Annotated in this window: 12 protein-coding genes; 8 read left to right on the plus strand and 4 right to left on the minus strand. The window is 72.2% G+C overall.

All coding sequences use genetic code 11. The features are described from left to right. Positions 1-26 precede the first annotated feature (26 nt). Positions 27-1,247: a threonine ammonia-lyase gene (gene ilvA, locus MED15_RS15425; protein WP_091397178.1), complete on the plus strand. Its 1,221-nt coding sequence runs from the start codon at positions 27-29 to the stop codon at positions 1,245-1,247. 96 nt (positions 1,248-1,343) lie between these two features. On the opposite strand, the gene greA is transcribed toward ilvA, so the two are convergent. Next, positions 1,344-1,841 (minus strand): transcription elongation factor GreA, encoded by a 498-nt coding sequence (gene greA, locus MED15_RS15430; RefSeq protein ID WP_091394193.1) that lies wholly within the window; start codon positions 1,839-1,841, stop codon positions 1,344-1,346. Positions 1,842-1,997: 156 nt separating this feature from the next. Beyond that, positions 1,998-2,438 (minus strand): DUF4307 domain-containing protein, encoded by a 441-nt coding sequence (locus MED15_RS15435; RefSeq protein ID WP_112582455.1) that lies wholly within the window; start codon positions 2,436-2,438, stop codon positions 1,998-2,000. 203 nt (positions 2,439-2,641) lie between these two features. On the opposite strand from MED15_RS15435, the gene mca reads away from it, so the two are divergent. The 6 genes from mca to purE all read left to right on the plus strand — a co-directional run bounded on the left by mca (position 2,642) and on the right by purE (position 10,486). Further along, positions 2,642-3,523: a mycothiol conjugate amidase Mca gene (gene mca / locus MED15_RS15440; protein ID WP_112582454.1), complete on the plus strand. Its 882-nt coding sequence runs from the start codon at positions 2,642-2,644 to the stop codon at positions 3,521-3,523. A gap of 48 nt (positions 3,524-3,571) precedes the next feature. Then, positions 3,572-3,865: a hypothetical protein gene (locus tag MED15_RS15445; RefSeq protein WP_091394183.1), complete on the plus strand. Its 294-nt coding sequence runs from the start codon at positions 3,572-3,574 to the stop codon at positions 3,863-3,865. A 179-nt stretch (positions 3,866-4,044) separates the two neighbouring features. After that, positions 4,045-6,576, plus strand: a complete 2,532-nt coding sequence (locus MED15_RS15450; RefSeq protein WP_112582452.1) for a putative bifunctional diguanylate cyclase/phosphodiesterase — start codon at positions 4,045-4,047, stop codon at positions 6,574-6,576. A gap of 52 nt (positions 6,577-6,628) precedes the next feature. Further along, positions 6,629-8,665, plus strand: a complete 2,037-nt coding sequence (locus tag MED15_RS15455; RefSeq protein WP_112733104.1) for a thioredoxin domain-containing protein — start codon at positions 6,629-6,631, stop codon at positions 8,663-8,665. 121 nt (positions 8,666-8,786) lie between these two features. Next, positions 8,787-9,962 carry a 5-(carboxyamino)imidazole ribonucleotide synthase gene (locus tag MED15_RS15460; RefSeq protein ID WP_112733102.1) on the plus strand — a complete coding sequence of 392 codons (1,176 nt, stop codon included), beginning with the start codon at positions 8,787-8,789 and terminating at the stop codon, positions 9,960-9,962. A 32-nt stretch (positions 9,963-9,994) separates the two neighbouring features. Continuing rightward, entirely contained in the window at positions 9,995-10,486 is a 492-nt protein-coding gene (gene purE / locus MED15_RS15465) for a 5-(carboxyamino)imidazole ribonucleotide mutase (RefSeq protein ID WP_112582449.1), read from the plus strand. Between the two features lie 97 nt (positions 10,487-10,583). On the opposite strand, the gene MED15_RS15470 is transcribed toward purE, so the two are convergent. Both MED15_RS15470 and MED15_RS15475 read right to left on the minus strand, forming a co-directional pair. After that, complete coding sequence (locus tag MED15_RS15470) at positions 10,584-15,479, minus strand: SCO7613 C-terminal domain-containing membrane protein (protein ID WP_112735968.1); 4,896 nt, start codon at positions 15,477-15,479, stop codon at positions 10,584-10,586. 151 nt (positions 15,480-15,630) lie between these two features. Next, a complete protein-coding gene (locus MED15_RS15475) occupies positions 15,631-17,058 on the minus strand; it encodes a UDP-glucose dehydrogenase family protein (protein WP_112582447.1) in 1,428 nt (475 codons plus the stop codon). A 251-nt stretch (positions 17,059-17,309) separates the two neighbouring features. On the opposite strand from MED15_RS15475, the gene MED15_RS15480 reads away from it, so the two are divergent. Then, on the plus strand, positions 17,310-18,473 hold the full coding sequence (locus tag MED15_RS15480; RefSeq protein WP_112582446.1) for an acyl-CoA dehydrogenase family protein: 1,164 nt from the start codon (positions 17,310-17,312) through the stop codon (positions 18,471-18,473). The last annotated feature ends 1,194 nt before the right edge of the window (positions 18,474-19,667 follow it).

Consider the following 19,667-nt stretch of genomic DNA (forward strand, 5'->3'; position numbering starts at 1 on the left):
CCGGAGTCGGGTGGCACGATCGGGGCATGACGGAACTGGTCGGTCTCGACGATGTGCGAGCCGCACGGGAGTTGCTCGCCGGCGTCACCCGCACCACCCCACTGGAGCCCTCCCGGCCGCTCAGCGCGGCGCTGGGCGGGCCGACGTGGCTCAAGTGCGAGAACGTGCAGCGCGCCGGCTCGTACAAGGTGCGGGGCGCGTACGTGCGGATCTCCCGGTTGTCGGCGGCGGAGCGGGAGCGCGGCGTGGTCGCGGCGAGCGCGGGCAACCACGCGCAGGGAGTGGCTCTCGCCGCCGGCCTGGTCGGCACGCACGCCACCGTCTTCATGCCGGTCAACGCGCCGCTGCCGAAGGTGGCAGCCACCAAGGGGTACGGCGCGCAGGTCGAATTGGCCGGGAACACCGTCGACGAGTCGCTGGTAGCGGCGCACACGTACGCCGAGCGCACCGGCGCGGTGCTGATCCACCCGTTCGATCACCCCGATGTGATCGCCGGGCAGGGCACTGTGGCGCTGGAGATCCTCGAACAGTGCCCGGAGGTGAAGACGATCATCACCGGGGTGGGTGGCGGTGGTCTGATCTCGGGCATGGCGGTGGCCGCGAAGGCGTTGCGCCCGGACGTCCGGATCATCGGCGTGCAGGCGGCCGGGGCGGCGGCGTTCCCGCCCTCACTGGTAGCCGGGGAACCGGTCCGGCTGCCCGTCTTCTCCACCATCGCCGACGGCATCGCGGTCGGCCGGCCGGGCGAGATCACCTTCAACCACGTGCGCAAGCTGGTCGACGAGATCGTCACGGTCTCCGAGGAGGACATCTCCCGGGCCCTGCTGATGCTGCTGGAGCGGGGCAAGCAGGTGGTCGAGCCGGCCGGGGCGGTGGGTGTGGCCGCCCTGCTGGCCGGCGTGGTCGAGGTGGAGACGCCGGTGGTCGCGGTGCTCTCCGGCGGCAACATCGACCCGTTGCTGATGCTGCGGGTGATCGAGCACGGGTTGGCCGCGGCAGGTCGCTACCTGCGGGTGACCGTCCGCTGTTCGGACCGGCCGGGGCAGCTCGCGTCGCTGCTCAGCCAGATCGCCGAGCACCGGGCCAACGTGGTGGACGTGGAGCACCAGCGGGCCAATCCGCACCTCAGCCTCGGCGAGGTGGAGGTGGCGCTGTCGGTGGAGACCCGGGGCGTCGAGCACTCGGACACCCTGATCAGCGCCCTACGGGCCAGCGGCTACCAGGTGGTCTTCGCGGCCGAGGCGTGACACCGGTGGGTGCCACGCCTCGGATGCGCGGTGTTTCGACAGCGGGTGCCGGAGCCGGTTGAGCCGGCCGGCAGCGGGTGACGCGACCGGCGACGGTCAGCCGGAGAACGGCTCGAAGCTGACCACTGTCACCTTGATGTCGGCGCCGCTGGGCGCCGTGTAGGTGCAGGTCTGCCCGGCCCGACCGCCCAGGATCGCCTTGCCCAGCGCGGACTCGGGGCTGTAGACGGTCAGGTCGGTCGTGGCCGCGATCTCCCGGGAACCGAGCAGGAAGGTCTCGGTGTCGTTGGTGTCGTCGTCGAAGTAGATCGTCACCACCATGCCCGGCGACACCGCATCGGCGGTTGGGGCCTCGCCGACCTTCGCGGTGCGCAGCAGCTCCTGCAGGTAGCGGATGCGACCCTCGGCCTTGCCCTGCTCCTCGCGGGCGGCGTGGTAGCCGCCGTTCTCCCGCAGGTCGCCCTCCTCGCGCCGAGCGTTGATCTCAGCTGCGATCGCCGGACGGTTGGCGATGTGCTCGTCGAGCTCGGCCTGGAGGCGGTCGTACGCGTCCTGGGACAGCCAGGTGGCGGGCGCCTCGTTGCCAGTGGACACAGGCGTTCTCCTCAGATGTGCGTGGCTGGCTGACAGGTGAACTACCAAGTTACCAGTGCGGTACGACACAGCGTGTCGGCCATCACCGCCGGTGTCCGGATCCGACACCGGCGGTAGGCGCCCCGTCAGCCCCGCTCTTTGTGCTGTTCGAGCAGCTCAGGACGGTGGTCGGCAGCGCAGGACCTCACCGATGAACGGCCGCGCGGTGGTGGCCAGGCGGTGCTGCGTCGTGACGTGCCGGTCCCCGGGTTCGGCGGTCACGGTGACCTGTTCGCGGCCGACCTCGGCGCCGGCACGGTCCCGGGCGCGCAGCACACAGACCGCTGACCCACCCGGCGGGACTGTCACCCGAAAGTCGACAAGCACCTGCTTGTCCGTGATGTCGGTGTAGGTGATCACCTGGGCGTCGTAGACCGGGTCGCCGTACTGGCGGTAGAGCCGGACCGAGATCACGGTCAGCGTCGCCACGAGCGCCAACAGCGCCAGCGCGGCCAGCAGCGTACGGCGGCGCTTTCCGCCCGGTGCCCGACGGCGGCCGTAGCGCCCGGCCGGGAATACCGGCGCGCCTGGTGAAATTGTGGCGTGCGTCTCGGTCACCGGCGGGTATCTCCTGGCGTTGTTGTCGGCGGCATCGGCAAGAATGACAGAGCACCATCCTCCCACCCGGTCCAGCGGCAGGAATGGCAGGTCATGCCCGGCGCTGGTGGCCGGTGACAGGGTGCGGTGAGGAAAGATCCCGGCAGGTCAGCCGGTCGAGCCCGGTCGGGTCCACCGTCCGGCACAGACGAGGAGCGCCGAAGTTGGCAGAGCAACTGCGTCTCATGGCCGTGCACGCGCACCCGGACGACGAGTCGAGCAAGGGCGCGGCGACGACGGCGAAATATGTCGCTCAGGGGGTGGACGTCCTGGTCGTGACGTGCACCGGCGGCGAGCGCGGGAGCGTGCTCAACCCCAAGCTCGACCGACCCGACGTGTGGGCCAACATCGGCGAGATCCGGCGTGCCGAGATGGACGCCGCGCGGGCGATCCTCGGCGTCGACCAGGCCTGGCTGGGTTTCGTCGACTCGGGTCTGCCCGAGGGCGATCCGCTGCCGCCCCTGCCCGGGGGCTGTTTCGCCCTCCAGGACGTCGAGGTCGCCGCGGGCCCGCTGGTGCGGCTGATGCGCGAGTTCCGTCCGCACGTGGTGACCACGTACGACGAGGAGGGTGGCTACCCGCACCCGGACCACATCATGTGCCACAAGGTGAGCGTGGCCGCGTTCGAGGCCGCCGGTGACCCGGAGCGTTACCCCGAGCTGGGCGCGCCCTGGCAGCCGCTGAAGCTCTACTACGACATCGGTTTCTCCAAGGGCAAGATCATGGCCTTGCACGAGGGCATGCTGGCCGCCGGTCTGGAGTCGCCCTACGAGGAGTGGCTCAAGCGGTGGGAGGATCGCCCCGACAAGGGCCCGCGGATCACCACCCGGGTCGAGTGCGCCGAATACTTCCCGGTCCGCGATGACGCGCTGCGCGCCCACGCCACCCAGGTCGACCCGGACGGCTTCTGGTTCCACGTGCCGATGGAGCTCCAGCAGCGGGCCTGGCCGACCGAGGATTACGAGCTGGCCCGCTCGATGGTCGACAGCCCACTGCCCGAGTCCGATCTCTTCGCCGGGGTGCGGGAGACGGCGCACGCGCGCTGATTCCCGGCGGGGCTACCCTGGTTACCAACCGCACATCGGAGGAACGCCATGCTGACCGCTGCCCAGGTGCTCGCGGAGAACAACTTCGGGGACACCCGCACGGGTGGTCTGGCCGGGCCGATGGGCCTGTTCCTCATCCTGCTGCTGGCCACCGCGACCATCCTGCTGATCCGCAACATGAACGCTCGGCTGCGCCGCCTGCCGGACCGTTTCCCCCAGCAGTCCGGGCCGACCGACCCGACCAGGGCCGATGCGGCAGTCGTCGATCCGACAGACGGGACCGGGGGGCGTGATTCATCCACGCCCGCTCCCAACGGGCACCAGCAGCACCTGAACGGGTAGTCCGCGCGTGAATCACGCTGAACCGGGTGGTCGCCCCCTGTTGCGGCCACCCGGTTTGGCTTAGCCTTCCGCCGGGGGGACCAAAAGTCTCCGAGCCGTGTGCGGGAGGGGGCGCCGATGACCAGCACAGCACCGGCCGCCCACCGCGACGTCGGTCGGTCGGCTGACGGGGGAGGTCGATGACCTCCGGTTCGGCCGACGACCCGTTCGATCGGCTCGGGGTGCGTGGCACACCGGGCCGGCTGCTCGTGCTCACCGCCGCCGTCACGCTGACCGCCCTGGCCGCCGCCGCGGTCGGGTTGACCCTCCCGGTCCGGCTGCCGGCCGACGATCCTCTCGGCGGTCCGGCCCGCTTCGGCATCGCCGTCGCGGTCCTGGCCCTCGCCCAGCTCGCCCGGCTGCGGTTCCGCTCGGCCGCCGGCATGGTCAGCATCACCTGGGGCGAGGCCGCCCTGATCGTCTGCCTCTACCTGACTCCAGCCGGCTGGCTCCCGTCCGCCACGCTGCTCGGCACCGGGCTGGCCTGGACGTTGCTGTCACTGCACAACGACCGCCGTCCGGCCCTGGAGATCGTCCGGATCGCTGCGTCGCTGGCCGCCGCGTCGGCACTGGCCGTCTCCGTGACCACCGCGCTCGGGCAGCCCCTGCTCTCGCCACCCACCCCGATCCTGGCGCTGGCCGTGATCGCCGGTTCGGTGACGTACCTCCTGGTGACCGCCTGGCTGGGGGGCGTGACGCTGGGTCTGCGGCACGGGTTGCCGATCGGGCCGCCGCTGCTCGCCGCGCTGCGCGGCAAGCTGCTGATGTTCGTCGGCAACGTGGCTGTCGGCCTCGTGGTGGTCGCCCTGCTGGAACTCGACCCACGCTGGTTGCTGTTGCTGCCGCCGCTGCTGTGGCTGTTGCAGCAGACCTACCGTTACCGGCTGCGCTCCGATCAGGAGCGGCGCACCTGGCGTGCCTTCGCCGAGGCCACCGCGGCCCTCAACCAGCTCGACGAGCGGGGCGTGGCGAGTGCGGCGGTCACCGGGGCGCTGACGCTGTTCAACGCCGAACTGGTGGACGTCGACGTGGCCCGGGCCGACGGGCGGTGGCACCGCTACCGGGGCGACGCCGGCGGTCAGCTGGTCGACCGGGAGACCGGCTCACCGGACCAGTCGGAGCCGGACGAGCACGAGCTGAGCCGGGCGCTGTCGGTCGGCGCCACGCCGGTCGGTCGGTTGCGGGTGCGGTTCCCCCGCTCGGCCCCGCCCACGGCCCGGGAACGTGACGCGGTGGCCGCGTTCGGCGACGCCCTCGCCGCCGCGCTGCACGACGCAGCGACCCACCGCGAGCTGCGGCTGGTGACCGCCCGTTCGTCGTACGAGGCGGTGCACGACCCGCTCACCGGGCTCGCCAACCGGGCGGCGATGCTGAGCAAGGGCGACCAGTCGCTGCGACAGCTCAGCCACGACCACCCGGTGGCGTTGCTGCTGCTGGACATCAACCAGTTCAAGGAAGTCAACGACACCCTCGGCCATGCGGCGGGTGACCAGCTGCTGCGACTGACAGCGAACCGACTCAACGCGCTGGTCCGCGCCGGTGACCTGCTCGGTCGACTCGGTGGCGACGAGTTCGCGCTGCTGCTCACTGCGGTGCCGGTGCTCGGCGACCGGACCGCCCCGATGGCCCACGCGTTGCGTCAGGCCCGCGAGATCGCCGAACGGCTGGCCGCACCGACCGAGGTGGCCGGCGTACGGATGTCCATCGAGGTCTCGGTCGGGGTGGTGGTGGCCGCCGCGGGCACCGCGGACCTGACCGAGCTGCTGCGTCGGGCCGACATCGCGATGTACCAGGCCAAGGAGGGCGGCGGCAACGTCGCCGCGTACGACGGCGCGCGTGACGCGGCCAGCACCGACCAGCTCGCCCTGCTGGCCGAGCTGCGTGAGGCGTTGAAGGTCGACGATCAGCTGGTGCTGGCGTTGCAGCCGGCGGTCGACCTGGCCACCGGTGCGCCCACCGGGGTGGAGGCGCTGATCCGTTGGCAGCACCCCCGGCGTGGGTGGCTGAACCCGGCCGACTTCATCCGGCCGGTGGAAAACAGCGAGCAGCTCGGCACCTTCACCCGCTACGTGCTGAACAAGGCGCTCAGTGTGGCCGCCGGTTGGGCCCGGGAGGGGTTGGACGTCCCGATCTCGGTCAACCTGTCGGCGCGCAGCCTGCTCGACCCCCGGTTGCCGGCGGAGATCGCCGAGGCGTTGCGCCGCCACCAGGTGCCGCCGCACCGGCTCGTTCTGGAGATCACCGAGACGGTGGTGATGAGCGAGCTGGAGGTCATCGACGAGGTGCTGGCGACGCTCCGGTCGATGGGCGTGCAGCTCGCTGTCGACGACTTCGGCACCGGCTTCTCGTCGCTGACCTTCCTCACCCGGATCGCGGTGGACGAGTTGAAGGTGGACCGTTCCTTCGTCATCCGGATGGCCGACTCGCCGGAGGCCGCCGCGATCGTCCGGACGACCGTCGGCCTCGCTCATGAGCTGGGGCTGCGGGTGGTCGCCGAAGGGGTGGAGACCGCCGAGCAGCGGATGGCCCTGGCCGAGTTGGGTTGCACCTCCGCGCAGGGCTACCACTTCTTCAAGCCGATGCCGGCGGACAAGATCAGCGCGGTGCTGGGGTCGCTGCGCGACTCGGCGGAGTCGAACGTGTTCCGGCTCCGCGCCGACGGCGCGTCCTGACCGTCCGGGTGGACCCCGCGCGGTCCGCGCCGAGGCTGGCTATGGTCGTCAGGTGAACCGACTTGCCGACGCCACCAGTCCGTACCTGCTCCAGCACAAGGACAACCCGGTCGACTGGTGGCCGTGGTCGGACGAGGCGTTCGCCGAGGCGAAGCGGCGGGACGTTCCGGTGCTCATCTCGGTGGGCTACGCGGCCTGCCACTGGTGCCACGTCATGGCGCACGAGTCGTTCGAGAACGAGCAGGTCGGCGCCCTGATGAACGACAACTTCGTGTCGATCAAGGTGGATCGCGAGGAACGTCCGGACGTGGACGCGGTCTACATGACCGCCACCCAGGCGATGACCGGCCAGGGCGGTTGGCCGATGACCGTCTTCGCCACCCCGGACGGCACTCCGTTCTTCTGCGGCACCTACTTCCCGCGACCCAACTTCGTCCAGTTGCTCCAGTCGGTCGCCACCGCCTGGCGGGAGCAGCGCGAGGCGGTGCTGGGCCAGGGCGCCGCCGTGGTCGAGGCGATCGGTGGCGCGCAGGCCGTGGGCGGCCCCACCGCGCCGCTGGACGCCCCGCTGCTCGACGCGGCGGCCGCAAGGCTGGCCAGCGAGTACGACGCCACGAACGGCGGGTTCGGTGGCGCCCCGAAGTTTCCGCCGCACATGAACCTGCTCTTCCTGCTGCGCCACCACCAGCGCACCGGCGACCCGCGCAGCCTGGAGATCACCCGGCACACGGCCGAGGCGATGGCCCGGGGCGGCATCTACGACCAGCTCGCGGGGGGCTTCGCCCGCTATTCGGTGGACGCGCACTGGACGGTGCCGCACTTCGAGAAGATGCTCTACGACAACGCGCTGCTGCTGCGGGTCTACACCCAGCTGTGGCGACTCACCGGCGACCCGCTGGCCCGCCGGGTGGCCCGGGACACCGCCCGGTTCCTCGCCGACGAGCTGCACCGGCCGGGGCAGGGGTTCGCGTCCGCACTGGACGCCGACACCGAGGGCGTCGAGGGGCTCACCTACGCCTGGACGCCCGCCCAACTCGTGGAGGCGTTGGGCGAGGAGGACGGCCGGTTCGCCGCCGACCTGTTCACCGTCACGGAAGAGGGCACCTTCGAGCACGGCATGAGCGTGCTCAAGCTCGCCCGGGACGTGGACGATGCCGCCCCCGAGGTGCGCGCCCGCTGGCAGCAGGTGGTCGGGCGGCTGCTCGCCGCCCGGGACACCCGCCCCCAGCCGGCCCTCGACGACAAGGTGGTGGCCGCCTGGAACGGTCTGGCGATCACCGCCATCGCCGAGTTCCAGCAGGTCGCCGCCGTGTACGCGTCCCCGCAGGACGAGGACGCCAACCTGATGGACGGCGTCACCATCGTCGCCGACGGGGCGATGCACCAGGCCGCCGAGCACCTCGCCACCGTGCACCTGGTGGACGGCCGGCTGCGCCGGGTCTCCCGGGACGGCAAGGTCGGCGAGCCGGCCGGTGTCCTGGAGGACTACGGCTGTGTTGCCGAGGCCTTCTGCGCGCTGCACCAGCTCACCGGCGAGGGCCGCTGGCTGACCCTGGCCGGCGAGTTGCTGGACACCGCACTGGCGCACTTCGCCGCGCCCGGTGGCGCCTTCTACGACACCGCCGACGACGCGGAGCGGCTCGTCGCCCGGCCGGCCGACCCGACCGACAACGCCACCCCGTCCGGCCGGTCGGCGTTGATCGCCGGGCTGGTGGCGTACTCGGCGCTGACCGGGGAGACGCGCTACCGGGAGGCCGCCGAAGCGGCCCTCGGCACTGTCGCGCCGATCGTCGGCAAGCACCCCCGGTTCACCGGCTACGCGGCCATGGTCGGCGAGGCGTTGCTCTCCGGGCCGTACGAGATCGCAGTGGTCACCGACGATCCGGCCGGCGACCCCCTGGTGGCCGCCGCCCGCCGGCACGCGCCGCCCGGAGCTGTGGTCGTCGCCGGGCGTCCGGACCAGCCGGGTGTGCCGCTGCTCGCCGACCGTCCGCTGGTCGAGGGGCAGTCCGCCGCGTACGTCTGCCGGGGCTTCGTCTGCCAGCGGCCGGTCACCTCGGTCGAGGACCTGGTCGCCGAGCTGGGCTGAGCGTACGGCCACGCCCGGTAGTCGCCCGCGTCGTCCGCCGGGTGGTCCCGCCGGCGCTTCCGAGGCGGGTCGCCAGCCCTCCCGGTGGGCCCGTCGGCGGCCCGGATAGGCTGGCCGCGCTATGGATTCCCGTACCGGTCTGCCAGTTGTCGGCATGGTGGGTGGCGGCCAGTTGGCCCGGATGACCCACCAGGCCGCGATCGCCCTCGGCCAGTCACTGCGTGTGCTCGCGACCGCCCCCGACGACGGCGCGGCGCTGGTCGCCGCCGACGTCCAGTACGGCGACCACACCGACCTGGCCGCGCTGCGCACCTTCGCCAAGGGCTGCGACGTCGTCACCTTCGACCACGAGCACGTGCCCTCCGAGCACATCCGCACGCTGGCGGCCGAAGGGGTGCCCCTCTACCCGCCGGCGGACGCGCTTCTGCACGCCCAGGACAAGCAGGTCATGCGGGAACGCCTGACCGAGCTGGGTGCGCCCAACCCGGCCTGGCGGCCGGTCGGGGAGCCCACCGACCTCGTGGGCTTCGGCGAGCAGGTCGGCTGGCCGGTGGTGCTCAAGGCGGCCCGGGGTGGGTATGACGGCCGGGGCGTCTGGATGGTCGACGACGCCGCCCAGGCGAACGAGTTGGCGACCACGCTGCTCGCCGGCGGCACCCGGCTGATCGTCGAGGAGCGGGTGCCGCTGCGGCGGGAGTTGGCAGTGCAGGTGGCCCGTTCGCCGTTCGGTCAGGTGGCCGCGTACCCGGTGGTCGAGACCGTGCAGCGCGACGGCATCAACGTGGAGGTGCTGGCCCCGGCGCCCGGCCTGGACGAGGAGCTGGCGGTCGCCGCTCAGCAGCTCGCCATCGACCTGGCCACCGCGCTCGGTGTGATCGGCCTGCTGGCCGTGGAGCTGTTCGAGGTGCGCGACGACGCCGGCCGGCCCGCGATCGTGGTCAACGAGCTGGCGATGCGCCCGCACAACTCCGGGCACTGGACCATCGAGGGTGCCCGGACCTCGCAGTTCGAGCAGCACCTGCGGGCCGTGCTGGACTACCCGATGGGTGACACGGCGCTGACCGCCCCGGTGGTGGTGTCGGCGAACGTGCTCGGCGGTGAGCCGGGCGGGATGTCGATCGACGAGCGGTTGCACCACCTCTTCGCCGCCGAGCCGGGTGCCAAGGTGCACCTGTACGGCAAGCAGGTGCGACCTGGCCGCAAGATCGGGCACGTCACGGTGCTCGGTGACGACCTGGACGACCTGCGGGCGCGGGCCGCGCGGGCCGTGCGCTGGCTGCGCGAGGGCCACGAGTGAGTCACGGTTTCGGGAACGAGGAGAGGGCCGCAGTGAGCACGGTTGGCTTGATCATGGGCAGCGACTCGGACTGGCCGACCATGCGGGCCGCGGCCGAGGTGTTGGACGACTTCGGCGTGGCGTACGAGGTCCGGGTGATCTCGGCGCACCGGACTCCGGTCGCAATGATCGAGTACGGGCGCGACGCCGCCGACCGCGGCCTCAAGGTGATCATCGCGGGGGCCGGGGGTGCCGCCGCGCTGCCCGGCATGGTGGCCTCGGTGACGCCGCTGCCGGTGATCGGTGTGCCGGTGCCGCTGAAGCACCTTGACGGCATGGACTCGCTGCTGTCCATCGTGCAGATGCCGGCCGGGATCCCGGTCGCCACCGTGTCGATCGGCAACGCCCGCAACGCCGGCCTGCTCGCCGTACGGATCCTCGGTGCCAGCGACGAGGCCCTGCGCGCCAAGATGACTACCTACCAGCAGGATCTGGAGAAGCTGGTGGCAACCAAGGAAGCCGCCCTCCAGGCCACCCTGCGCTAACCCCCGCACCGCCCGCGCGAGGCAAACGCGTCCCGGCCCGCGAACCCGGCCCACTCACCGCGCCCATTCACCCAGGCCGCAGGGACCCTCCGGTTAGTCATCTCATGCCGCGCAGGGCGGTCTGTAGGCGTTCCTGGGCGCGGCGGCGGCGTTCGTTGCTCGCGCCGAGCACCAGCAGCAGGATGCCCACCGGGATCAGCGCCAGCCACGGGCCCAGGCTGAACAGGGCGTGGATCGCCGTGATCGCGGTGACCGACGCGCCGACGATCACCGGGGCCTGTTGTTGGCTGGACGAGCCGAAGATCAGTACCGCGACCGCGCCGAGCAGCAGCAGCATCTGCCGCATCGTGCTGGACTCGGTGGCCAGCACGATCGCCAGCGTCGGGACGAAGGCCGCGACCAGCGCCGGCCCGTACGCCACCCAGCTGCTCATGTCGGGTCGGTGGCGCAGCTCCAGGACTCCGACGAGGAGTGCCAACACGGCGAACGGCAGCGTGTACGCCTCGGGCAACGCCACGTCGGCGACTCGCATCAGGATCCACCACGCGGTGATCTCACACACCACCACGGCCCAGAACAGGATCCGGCGTTCCACCGGCCGGCGACCGGGTCGGGTCGCCGCCACCCCGAGGACAGCGCCCCAGGCGGCCAGCAGGGCGGCGATGTGGCGGGGCGAGTCGAAGGCGAGGGCCAACGCGATCAGCGCGGCAGCGTACCCGGTCCACTCCACGGTGGAGGCCTCCCGCTGCGCCTCGGGGCGGCGCAGCCGGGGCAGGGTCGCGGCGAGCACCTGCAGGACCGCGCCGACGGCGAGCACCCCGAACGCGGACCAGACCGCCGCCAGCCCGGCGACCAGGCCGGCGGTGAGCACGAAGAGCTGCGCCATGAGTGATGCGAAGAGCCAGCCGAGGATGCGCGCCCGCTGGGTGGTGCCGAACAGCGCCGCCACCGCGCCCACGCCGACCGCGCTGCCGAGGGTGAACAGGGTCATCTGCCGGTCGGCCAGGCTGCCGGCGAGCCCGGCGCTGCCACCGGCCAGACCGATGGCGAACACCAGCACCCGGGCCAGCCGCAGCGACCGGGCCCGCTCGACCAGCGGCGGCGGTGGGGTCAGTGCGAGACCGAGCATCGCGATGGTGAAGACGGAGAGCGCGGCGACGGTGCTGGCGGGCCAGCCCTGACCCAGCGCGATGGGCGCGATCAGCAGCGTGACGGCTGCTCCGGGCAGCACCACCGGCACGGCCCGGGACCGCCGCCCACCGCTGAACCCGGTGGCGGCCAGCGCGGCGGTCGCGGTGAGCAGCAACGCCGTCAGCACGTGGGTCGGGTTCACCACGTCCGACGGTGGGGTGAGCAGCTCCGGCGGTGGGCCCTGCCAGATCCGGGTCAGTGTGCGGTGCGGCTCGACCAGGGCGGTGACCAGCGCGGGTGCGATCGAGGCGAGTGCCAGGGCGGTCGGCAGCGCCGCCGCGGCCAATGCACCCGCGGCCGGGTTGACCCGCCAGCGTCGTCGCTCCGGGTCGTCCGGCAACCGCCGTAGGGCGCCGTCCAGTCGTACCGCCCAGCGCCGGACCGGCTGGGCCGCGCCGGTGGGCGGCACGGTGGCCGCGCGGATCAGCTCGGCCAGTACGCCGAGCAGGGCGGCGGCGGCCGCGTAGACGCCCGCGGCGAGGCCGGTGGGGATGGCGGCCAGGGCGCTGATGGTGGCCCCGCCGACCACCGCCACGCTGACCCAGGGCAGATATTGCGGCACCAGCCGGCGGACCGCGGCCACGGCGGCCAGACCGAGGCTGGTCGCGGCCAGCGCGGCGGTCAGCACCACCTGCGCCGAGTGTTCGAACTCGGCGGACAGTGCCGCCACCGCGCCGGGGAGGGCCAGCAGGGCGGCACCGATCGCCGCGCCACCGATCTGCGCCAGGTGCGGCGGCATCCCCTCGGTTTCGATGTCGACGACCTGTGGATCGGCGAGGACGCGGGCCAGCGCGGCCACCACCACGCCGATCAGCGCGATGCTGCCCAGCGCCAGGGCCGTGGTCCACGGGCGGACCAGGCCGGCTCCGGCGGCGTGCAGCGCGACCACCCCGGCCACGGTGGCCCGGGACAGCCCGGCGCGCGCCTCCTCCGTGGCCACCGCGGCCATGCCGAACACGGTGGCGACCATTCCGCCGACCAGGACCGGCGACCACCAGGCCAGATCGAATGCGGCCGGCGCGCCGATCGTGGCGAGCACCACCGCCACCCCGGACACGTCCCAGCGCCACGGCGGCGGGAGCAGGATGCCGGCGGCGAGGGCCAGCAGCGCCAGCGCGACCGGCGCCTGCCAGGTGGCACCGCCGACGGGGGCGGCCGGCCAGTCGCTCAGATCGCCCCTCCAGATCGGGCCGGGGGTGGCCAGCACGCCGACCCCACCGCGCACCGCCGACCAGCCGGCGAGGACGCCGATCAGGGCACCGCCGACGGTGAGGCCGAGGATCGGACCGCGTCGCCACTCCTCCGGCATGCTGCGGGCGCCCACGGCGACCACCAGGAGCAGGGCGGCGGCCACCGCCAGTTGCCCACCCGGGGCGAGCACCGCCCCGATCCGTACCAGCGTGGCGATCAGGGCGGTGGTGACCGCCGCGGCGGCCAGGTCCGAGCCGTCGAGGGTGAGGTCGGCTCGACGGCCGGCGTCGATCGAGGGGGCCAGGAAGAGAAGCACCGCCGCGACCAGCAGGAGCGCGCCCACCCACGCGTCGGCGACGGTCGCGCCGGGCGCCCCGAACGCGGCGGCGGTGACCATCAGCGCGCCCAGCCCGGTGCCGACCGACAGCGGCGCGGGGATGTGGCGCTGGGAGACCTGCACGACGGCGGCGTAGCCCAGGGTCACGCAGACCGCCAGGAAGCTGGCCGCCAGGATCGGGACGGTCACCTCGCGGAGGCTCGCCGGGGTGGGGGTCGGGTCGCTCGGCATGGTCGCGGCCACGAACGCCGCCACTGCCCCGGGCAGCGCGAACGCGGCGCCACCGGCGGCCCAGGCGGTGACCGTGTCAGAGGCGGCCGAGGCGATCCGGATCCGGGGCGCCAGCGTGACCAGCGTGCCGGCCACGAACAGGGTGATCAGGACCGCGGCGGTGAGGGTGGGGCTGGCCAGGCTGGCACCCGCACCGAACAGGCCGACCACGGCCGCCCCGATGGCGTGCGCCACCGCGGCTCGGTCGGTGCGGGCGGAGAGCCCGATGACCCCGATGCCGATCGCGGTGATCACCATTGGCCAGGGTGCCGTCGCCCAGCCGAGACCGAACGAGGCAGGGACGGCGAGCGCGGTCAGCGCCGCGCCGGCGACCGCGAACTCCCGGCGGATCTCGGTGGGCAGGGCCAGCACCGCCGCGATCGTCAACAGGAACGCGGCACCCGTGAGCTGCCAGGTGGTCGGCCCGACGGCGGCGGCCAACTCGCCCGGGTACCGGCTGAGGTCGGGGTTCCAGGCGGGCAGTGCCGCCCGGACCGGTGCCACCCCGGCGCGTAGCGCGCCGCCGGCGACCACCAGACCACTGACTGTCAGCGCCACCGCGGAGGCCAACTGTGGGCCACGTCGGGCCGCCTCCGGGACCGCGCGCACCGCCAGCCCGGTCACCGTGATGACCGCCGCGATCAGCAGCAGCGCCCGGCCGGGGAGTGCCACCGAGGCGATTCGGCTGAGCGAGCCGATCACCGCCAGGGTGACGATGCCGGCCGCGACGTCCGGCAGTGGCGGGCGACGCAGCACCAACGCGCCGGCCAGCCCGATCATGGCGGCCAGCAGCAGCACCACCCCGGCGCCGGTCGCCGTCGGCACGGTCTGTGCCCGCAGCAGGGCGGTGACCGCGTACGCCAGCGAGACGGCGACCGCCAGGGCGTGCAGCAACCAGGTCAGCTCAAGCAGGCCGGGCACCGGTCGGGTCGGCCGCGGATCAGTGGCGCCCCCGCTGACGTCGATCAGCTCGGCGGCCTCCTCCGGGTCGCCCTCCGGTCGGCTCTCGGCGTCGCGTTGGCGGGGCGCGGACGGCATGCCGGGCGACGGCAGGTCCTGCCGGACGGGGCGTTCGACGGTCACGCCGGAGCGGGCCAGGCCGAGATTGACGAGGGCGACCAGGGCCAGCACCAGCGCCCAGCCGCCCGGGCCGGTGATCTGGTCGTACGCCAGCAGAGGCAGCACCGGCTGCGCGGCGAGCACTGTGGCGAAGCGGGGCGCGCGCAGACCGGTCCAACCGGCGTACCCGAATGCGACCGCGGCGGTGACCGCGAAGATCACCCCGGCGAAGACCGTGCCGGAGCCGCCGCCGGCGCCGATCCGGTCCACCGCCCACAGGGCGTTGCCGGCGAGCGGCACCAGCAGCAGGCCGACCGCGGCGATGGTCTCGGCGGTCGAGGTGAGCCCGCGCCGGGCCAGTGCCGGTGGGGCGAGCAGCATCAGCACGGTGGCCAGGAGCAGGATGCCGAGTCGGGCCAACGCGTCCATCGAGCTGGTGGCCACCGCGGCGAAGACCACCGCGGCGACGCCGAGCAGCAGCGCGCCCAGCCCGAGCGGGATGTTCTGCACCTCGCGCGAGGACGCCTCCGGCGGGTGCTCCGGGTCGTCCGCGTCCAGCCAGGCGGCCCGGGGCGGGGGCGGCGGCGGATCCTCCGGGGCGGACGGAGTGCCCTGGCGGGGCACCCGGGGCGGCGTTCCCATGGTGGCCGTCGGGGGCCGCCGGCCGGGGCGGCGGCGCAGCACCCGGCGCGGCCGGGTGGCCTGCTTGATCCGCTCCTCGCCGGCGTGGGCGAGGATGTCCCGCTGGAAGAGCGCGGCCTGCATCTTGGCGGCGATCTGCCGCTGCTCGCGGGCGATGGCGGCGTCGCGCGCCTTCATCTCCGCGATTGAACGCTCAATGTCGGCCAGGTGCTCGACCCACTGTGGTTGATCTGCCCCACAGTGCGGGCATCGGACGGCCGGCTTGATCTCCCGGCCGCACGAGGAGCATTGAAAGGTCGCCACGACACCCCTCCACCCGCACTGTGGACTCCCACTGTCGCAGCATGCCCAAAGCTGGCGCGGATTTCGACTCTTGTCGGCGGGTCCGGGGCAAACAACGACACCGGCCGGCCACCGAGATGCTCGATGGCCGGCCGGTGGTGCGTCGGTTGGGTCAGGGGCGGCCCATGCCCCGGTACTCCCAGCCCGCCTGGGCCCACAGCGCCGGGTCGAGGCAGTTGCGGCCGTCGACGACCTTGCGACCCTTGACCAACTCGCCGAGGGCGACCGGATCGGCGTTGCGGAAGTCGGCCCACTCGGTGAGGACGCAGACCAGGTCGGCGTCGTTTACCGCCTCGTTGATGCTGCTCTCGTAGGTCAGCTCGGGAACCGCGCGGCGGGCGTTCTCGGTGCCCTGCGGGTCGTACACGTGCACGTCGGCGCCGGCCTTGTGCAGCAGCGCGGCGACGGCGAGCGCCGGGGCGTCGCGGACGTCGTCGGTGTTGGGCTTGAAGGTGGCACCGAGCACGGCGATCCGGGTGCCGGAGAAGTCCGGGCCGGCCGGCCCGGAGCGGCGGCCGAGCAGGTCCGCGGCGAGCTGGAGCACCCGGGTACGCCGGCGCAGGTTGATCAGGTCGACCTCGTGAAGGAAGCGCAGCGCCTCGCCGGCGCCCAGCTCCTGGGCGCGGGCCTGGAAGGCCCGGATGTCCTTGGGCAGGCAGGCGCCTCCGAAGCCGAGGCCGGCCTGGAGGAACCGGTTGCCGATCCGCGGGTCGTAGCCGATCGCGCGGGCCAGCTGGGTGACGTCGCCACCGGAGGCCTCGCAGACCTCGGCCATCGCGTTGATGAAGGAGATCTTGGTGGCCAGGAAGGCGTTCGCGGCGACCTTGACCAGCTCGGCGGTGGAGAAGTCGGTGACCACCAGGGGCACCTCGCGGTCCTCCGTGGCGGCCAGGTCGAACACGCCCTTGTGCGCGGCGTAGAGCATGCCGTTGGCCCACTCGCTCTTGACGCCGACCACGATCCGGTTGGGCCGCAGGACGTCGTCGACGGCGAAGCCCTCCTGGAGGAACTCGGGGCTCCACGCCACCTCGACGTCCAGGTCGTTCGGGGTGTGCTTCCCGACGAGCTGCTCGACCCACTCGGCGGTGCCGACCGGCACGGTGGACTTGCCGACGATCAACGCCTTGCGGGTCAGGTGCTGAGCGAGGCTGGTGACCGACGCCTCGACGTACGACAGGTCGGCGCCCATGCCGTCGGCCCGCTGCGGGGTGCCGACGCAGATGAAGTGCACGTCACCGAACTCGGCGGTCTCGGCGATGTCAGTGCTGAACCGGAGGCGGCCGGCGGCGAGGTTGCGCCGGAGCAGCTCGTCCAGGCCGGGCTCGTGGATCGGCACCTGACCGGCGTTCAGCATCGCGATCTTGTCGGCGTCGACGTCGAACCCGAGAACCTCGTAGCCCAGCTCGGCGTAGCAGATGGCGTACGTCGCACCGAGGTAACCAGTCCCTAGGAACGTCACCCGCGGCCGGGGTGCGCCCGAGGGCGGGGTCACCGCGGCGATGGCGGGGGTCGGCTGGATGGTGGGGTAGGGGATCGTCACGCCTGTCTTCTCCGCTCGCGCTGGCGTCGCGTCGTCGCGTCGCATTCTGCTGCGGCGCCTGGGCGGGGCACCGGAGGGTGGCTCACTGTCTCAATTCTCCATCATCGCTGAGCGCGTTAGGTGCACCGTCCTGCCCATACCTACGCGCCGGTAACATCACCTGAACTGCAGTCGCTAGTCTTCAGTCTGCGCGGTCGGCGGTCAGGAGTCGTCACAGACTGCGCATGATAGTGGTGAAGGGGAGGGCCGAGATGGCCGCAGGGGAGTCGTTCGACGTCTACCGGTTGCCTGAGGAGCACCAGGCGATCCGGGAAGCCGTGCGGGAGGTCTGCGCCGCGAAGGTGGCTCCGCACGCCGCGGAGGCCGACGAGACGGGGGAGTTCCCCAAGGCGTCCTACGACGCGCTGCGAGCGGCCGACTTCCACGCACCGCACATTCCCGAGGAGTACGGCGGCGCGGGCGCGGACGCGCTGGCCACCGCCATCGTGATCGAGGAGGTGGCCCGCGCCTGCGCGTCCTCCTCGCTGATCCCGGCGGTGAACAAACTCGGCACCATGCCGCTGTTGTTGTCCGGTTCCGCCGATCTCAAGACTCGTTACCTGACGCCGGTCGCGGCTGGTGACGCAATGTTCTCGTACTGCCTCTCCGAACCGGAGGCGGGCAGTGACGCGGCCTCGATGACCACCAGGGCGGTACGTGACGGGGATCACTGGGTGCTCAACGGTGTGAAGCGCTGGATCACCAACGCCGGGGTGTCCGAGTTCTACACCGTCTTCGCCGTCACCGACCCGTCCGCCCGGTCCCGGGGCATCTCGGCCTTCGTGGTCGAGAAGTCCGATGCCGGGGTGAGCTTCGGCGCGCCGGAGAAGAAGCTCGGCATCAAGGGCTCGCCCACCCGCGAGGTCTACCTCGACAACGTGCGGATCCCAGCCGACCGGATGATCGGCGCGGAGGGCACCGGCTTCGCGACCGCGATGAAGACCCTGGACCACACCCGGGTCACCATCGCCGCGCAGGCCGTCGGGATCGCGCAGGGCGCGCTCGACTACGCCAAGGGGTACGTGGCCGAGCGTCGCCAGTTCGGCAAGGCCGTCGCCGAGTTCCAGGGGATCCAGTTCATGCTGGCCGACATGGGCATGAAGCTCGAGGCGGCCCGTCAGCTCACGTACGCGGCTGCCGGCAAGTCGGAGCGTGGCGACGCGGATCTCACCTACTTCGGCGCGGCGGCGAAGTGCTTCGCCTCCGACGCCGCCATGGAGATCACCACCGACGCGGTGCAGTTGCTCGGTGGTTACGGCTACACGAGGGACTACCCGGTCGAGCGGATGATGCGGGACGCCAAGATCACTCAGATCTACGAGGGCACCAACCAGGTGCAGCGGATCGTGATGGCCCGGCAGCTATTGCAGGGCTGACCGAGGCGTTTTCCGAACGCCGTGGCACGAGCGTCCGGTGCCGGCAATCGCCGGTGCCGGCGCACGGCATCCCGGCGCTCGGGTAAAGGCGGGGCCGCGACGGACCGGGCCTGATTCGGCGCGTACGCACACTGATCTTCGTCGATGGCCCCGGCGCGCCCGTCCGCCCGAATTCGGGTGTCGATGGCCTGCCGGGTGCCCGGCGTGCGGGTGCCTTCGGGTACGCCGGGCGCCTACCCCCCCGCGCCACGTACGCGTGGTGGCGGGCCCGTGCGGCGAAGAGGTCCCGCGCTCGACGCGACGTCTCGGCCTGACCGGATCCGGCAATCGGACGCAATCGTCGGGCGGCCCACGCCTCGGCTTGTCGGCCCGGATGGTCGACGGCTTCGCGGGAGCTGCGATCCGGCGACGGTGGCGCTCTCTGTCGTGCCTCGCATTGCGCACGTTAACAACCATTACATTGACTGTCGTCCAACCAATCGGATGCTTGGCCAATGGATGATCGGTCGTTCTTTCCGACTGTCGTGTGAAACTCGTCTCCATGTCGGATTCTGACCACGAGTTCCGCGATAAATGATTCTCTCCGTCCGGGCAAGTCATTTTTCCGACGCGCCGCGTCCAGCCTGGACGGTGGCGTCGTCGTTGATCGGTCCGCACGACGCACGGAGTGGGCGGCAATGCCCCTGTCCTGCGCAGTTGCGTTGCCGGCAACGCATTTCGGGCCGATTCCGGTCGTCTCGCCCGACCGCCCGCAGCCCTGCCGACGGAGCGCCGGCGGGCCTGGCGGCGTGCCCGGTCGACCGGCCACCTGCGGAGTATTTGTCATAAATACGTCCCGGTTGGCATGGTGGACTTCAGCGCCAGGCAAGGGTCTTGACACGCTCCGTGTCTGATGGTTTTCTGTGCCTCGCTTGCGTTCACATTCATGAACGCTGTTGGGTCGCAAACTTCGGGGGGGAGCGCGACGTGGGTTCAGCATGGCTTGCCGGAATCCGCTTGACATCGACCGGGTTGTGTCCGCAAAGGGCCCTCGGCTTCGGGTCGGATAGCCGATTAACGTGCAGGTGGCCGGCCTTGGCCGTGATGGAATCCGATAGCGAGACACGCGGCGGTGAAACCCCGCACGTCCTCTGAGTGACGCATAGCAAAAGTCTCCGCAAACGACAGTTGACGACGCCCGACCTGGGGACGCGC

The organism is Micromonospora noduli (genome assembly GCF_003264475.1).
Classification (GTDB): domain Bacteria; phylum Actinomycetota; class Actinomycetes; order Mycobacteriales; family Micromonosporaceae; genus Micromonospora; species Micromonospora noduli.

Bases quoted from the DNA above. Each gene is read 5' to 3' on its own strand.
- MED15_RS15450 (WP_112582452.1), top strand. From the start codon at position 4,045: ATGACCTCCGGTTCGGCCGACGACCCGTTCGATCGGCTCGGGGTGCGT.
- MED15_RS15460 (WP_112733102.1), top strand. From the start codon at position 8,787: ATGGATTCCCGTACCGGTCTGCCAGTTGTCGGCATGGTGGGTGGCGGC.
- MED15_RS15445 (WP_091394183.1), top strand. From the start codon at position 3,572: ATGCTGACCGCTGCCCAGGTGCTCGCGGAGAACAACTTCGGGGACACC.
- ilvA (WP_091397178.1), top strand. From the start codon at position 27: ATGACGGAACTGGTCGGTCTCGACGATGTGCGAGCCGCACGGGAGTTG.
- MED15_RS15480 (WP_112582446.1), top strand. From the start codon at position 17,310: ATGGCCGCAGGGGAGTCGTTCGACGTCTACCGGTTGCCTGAGGAGCAC.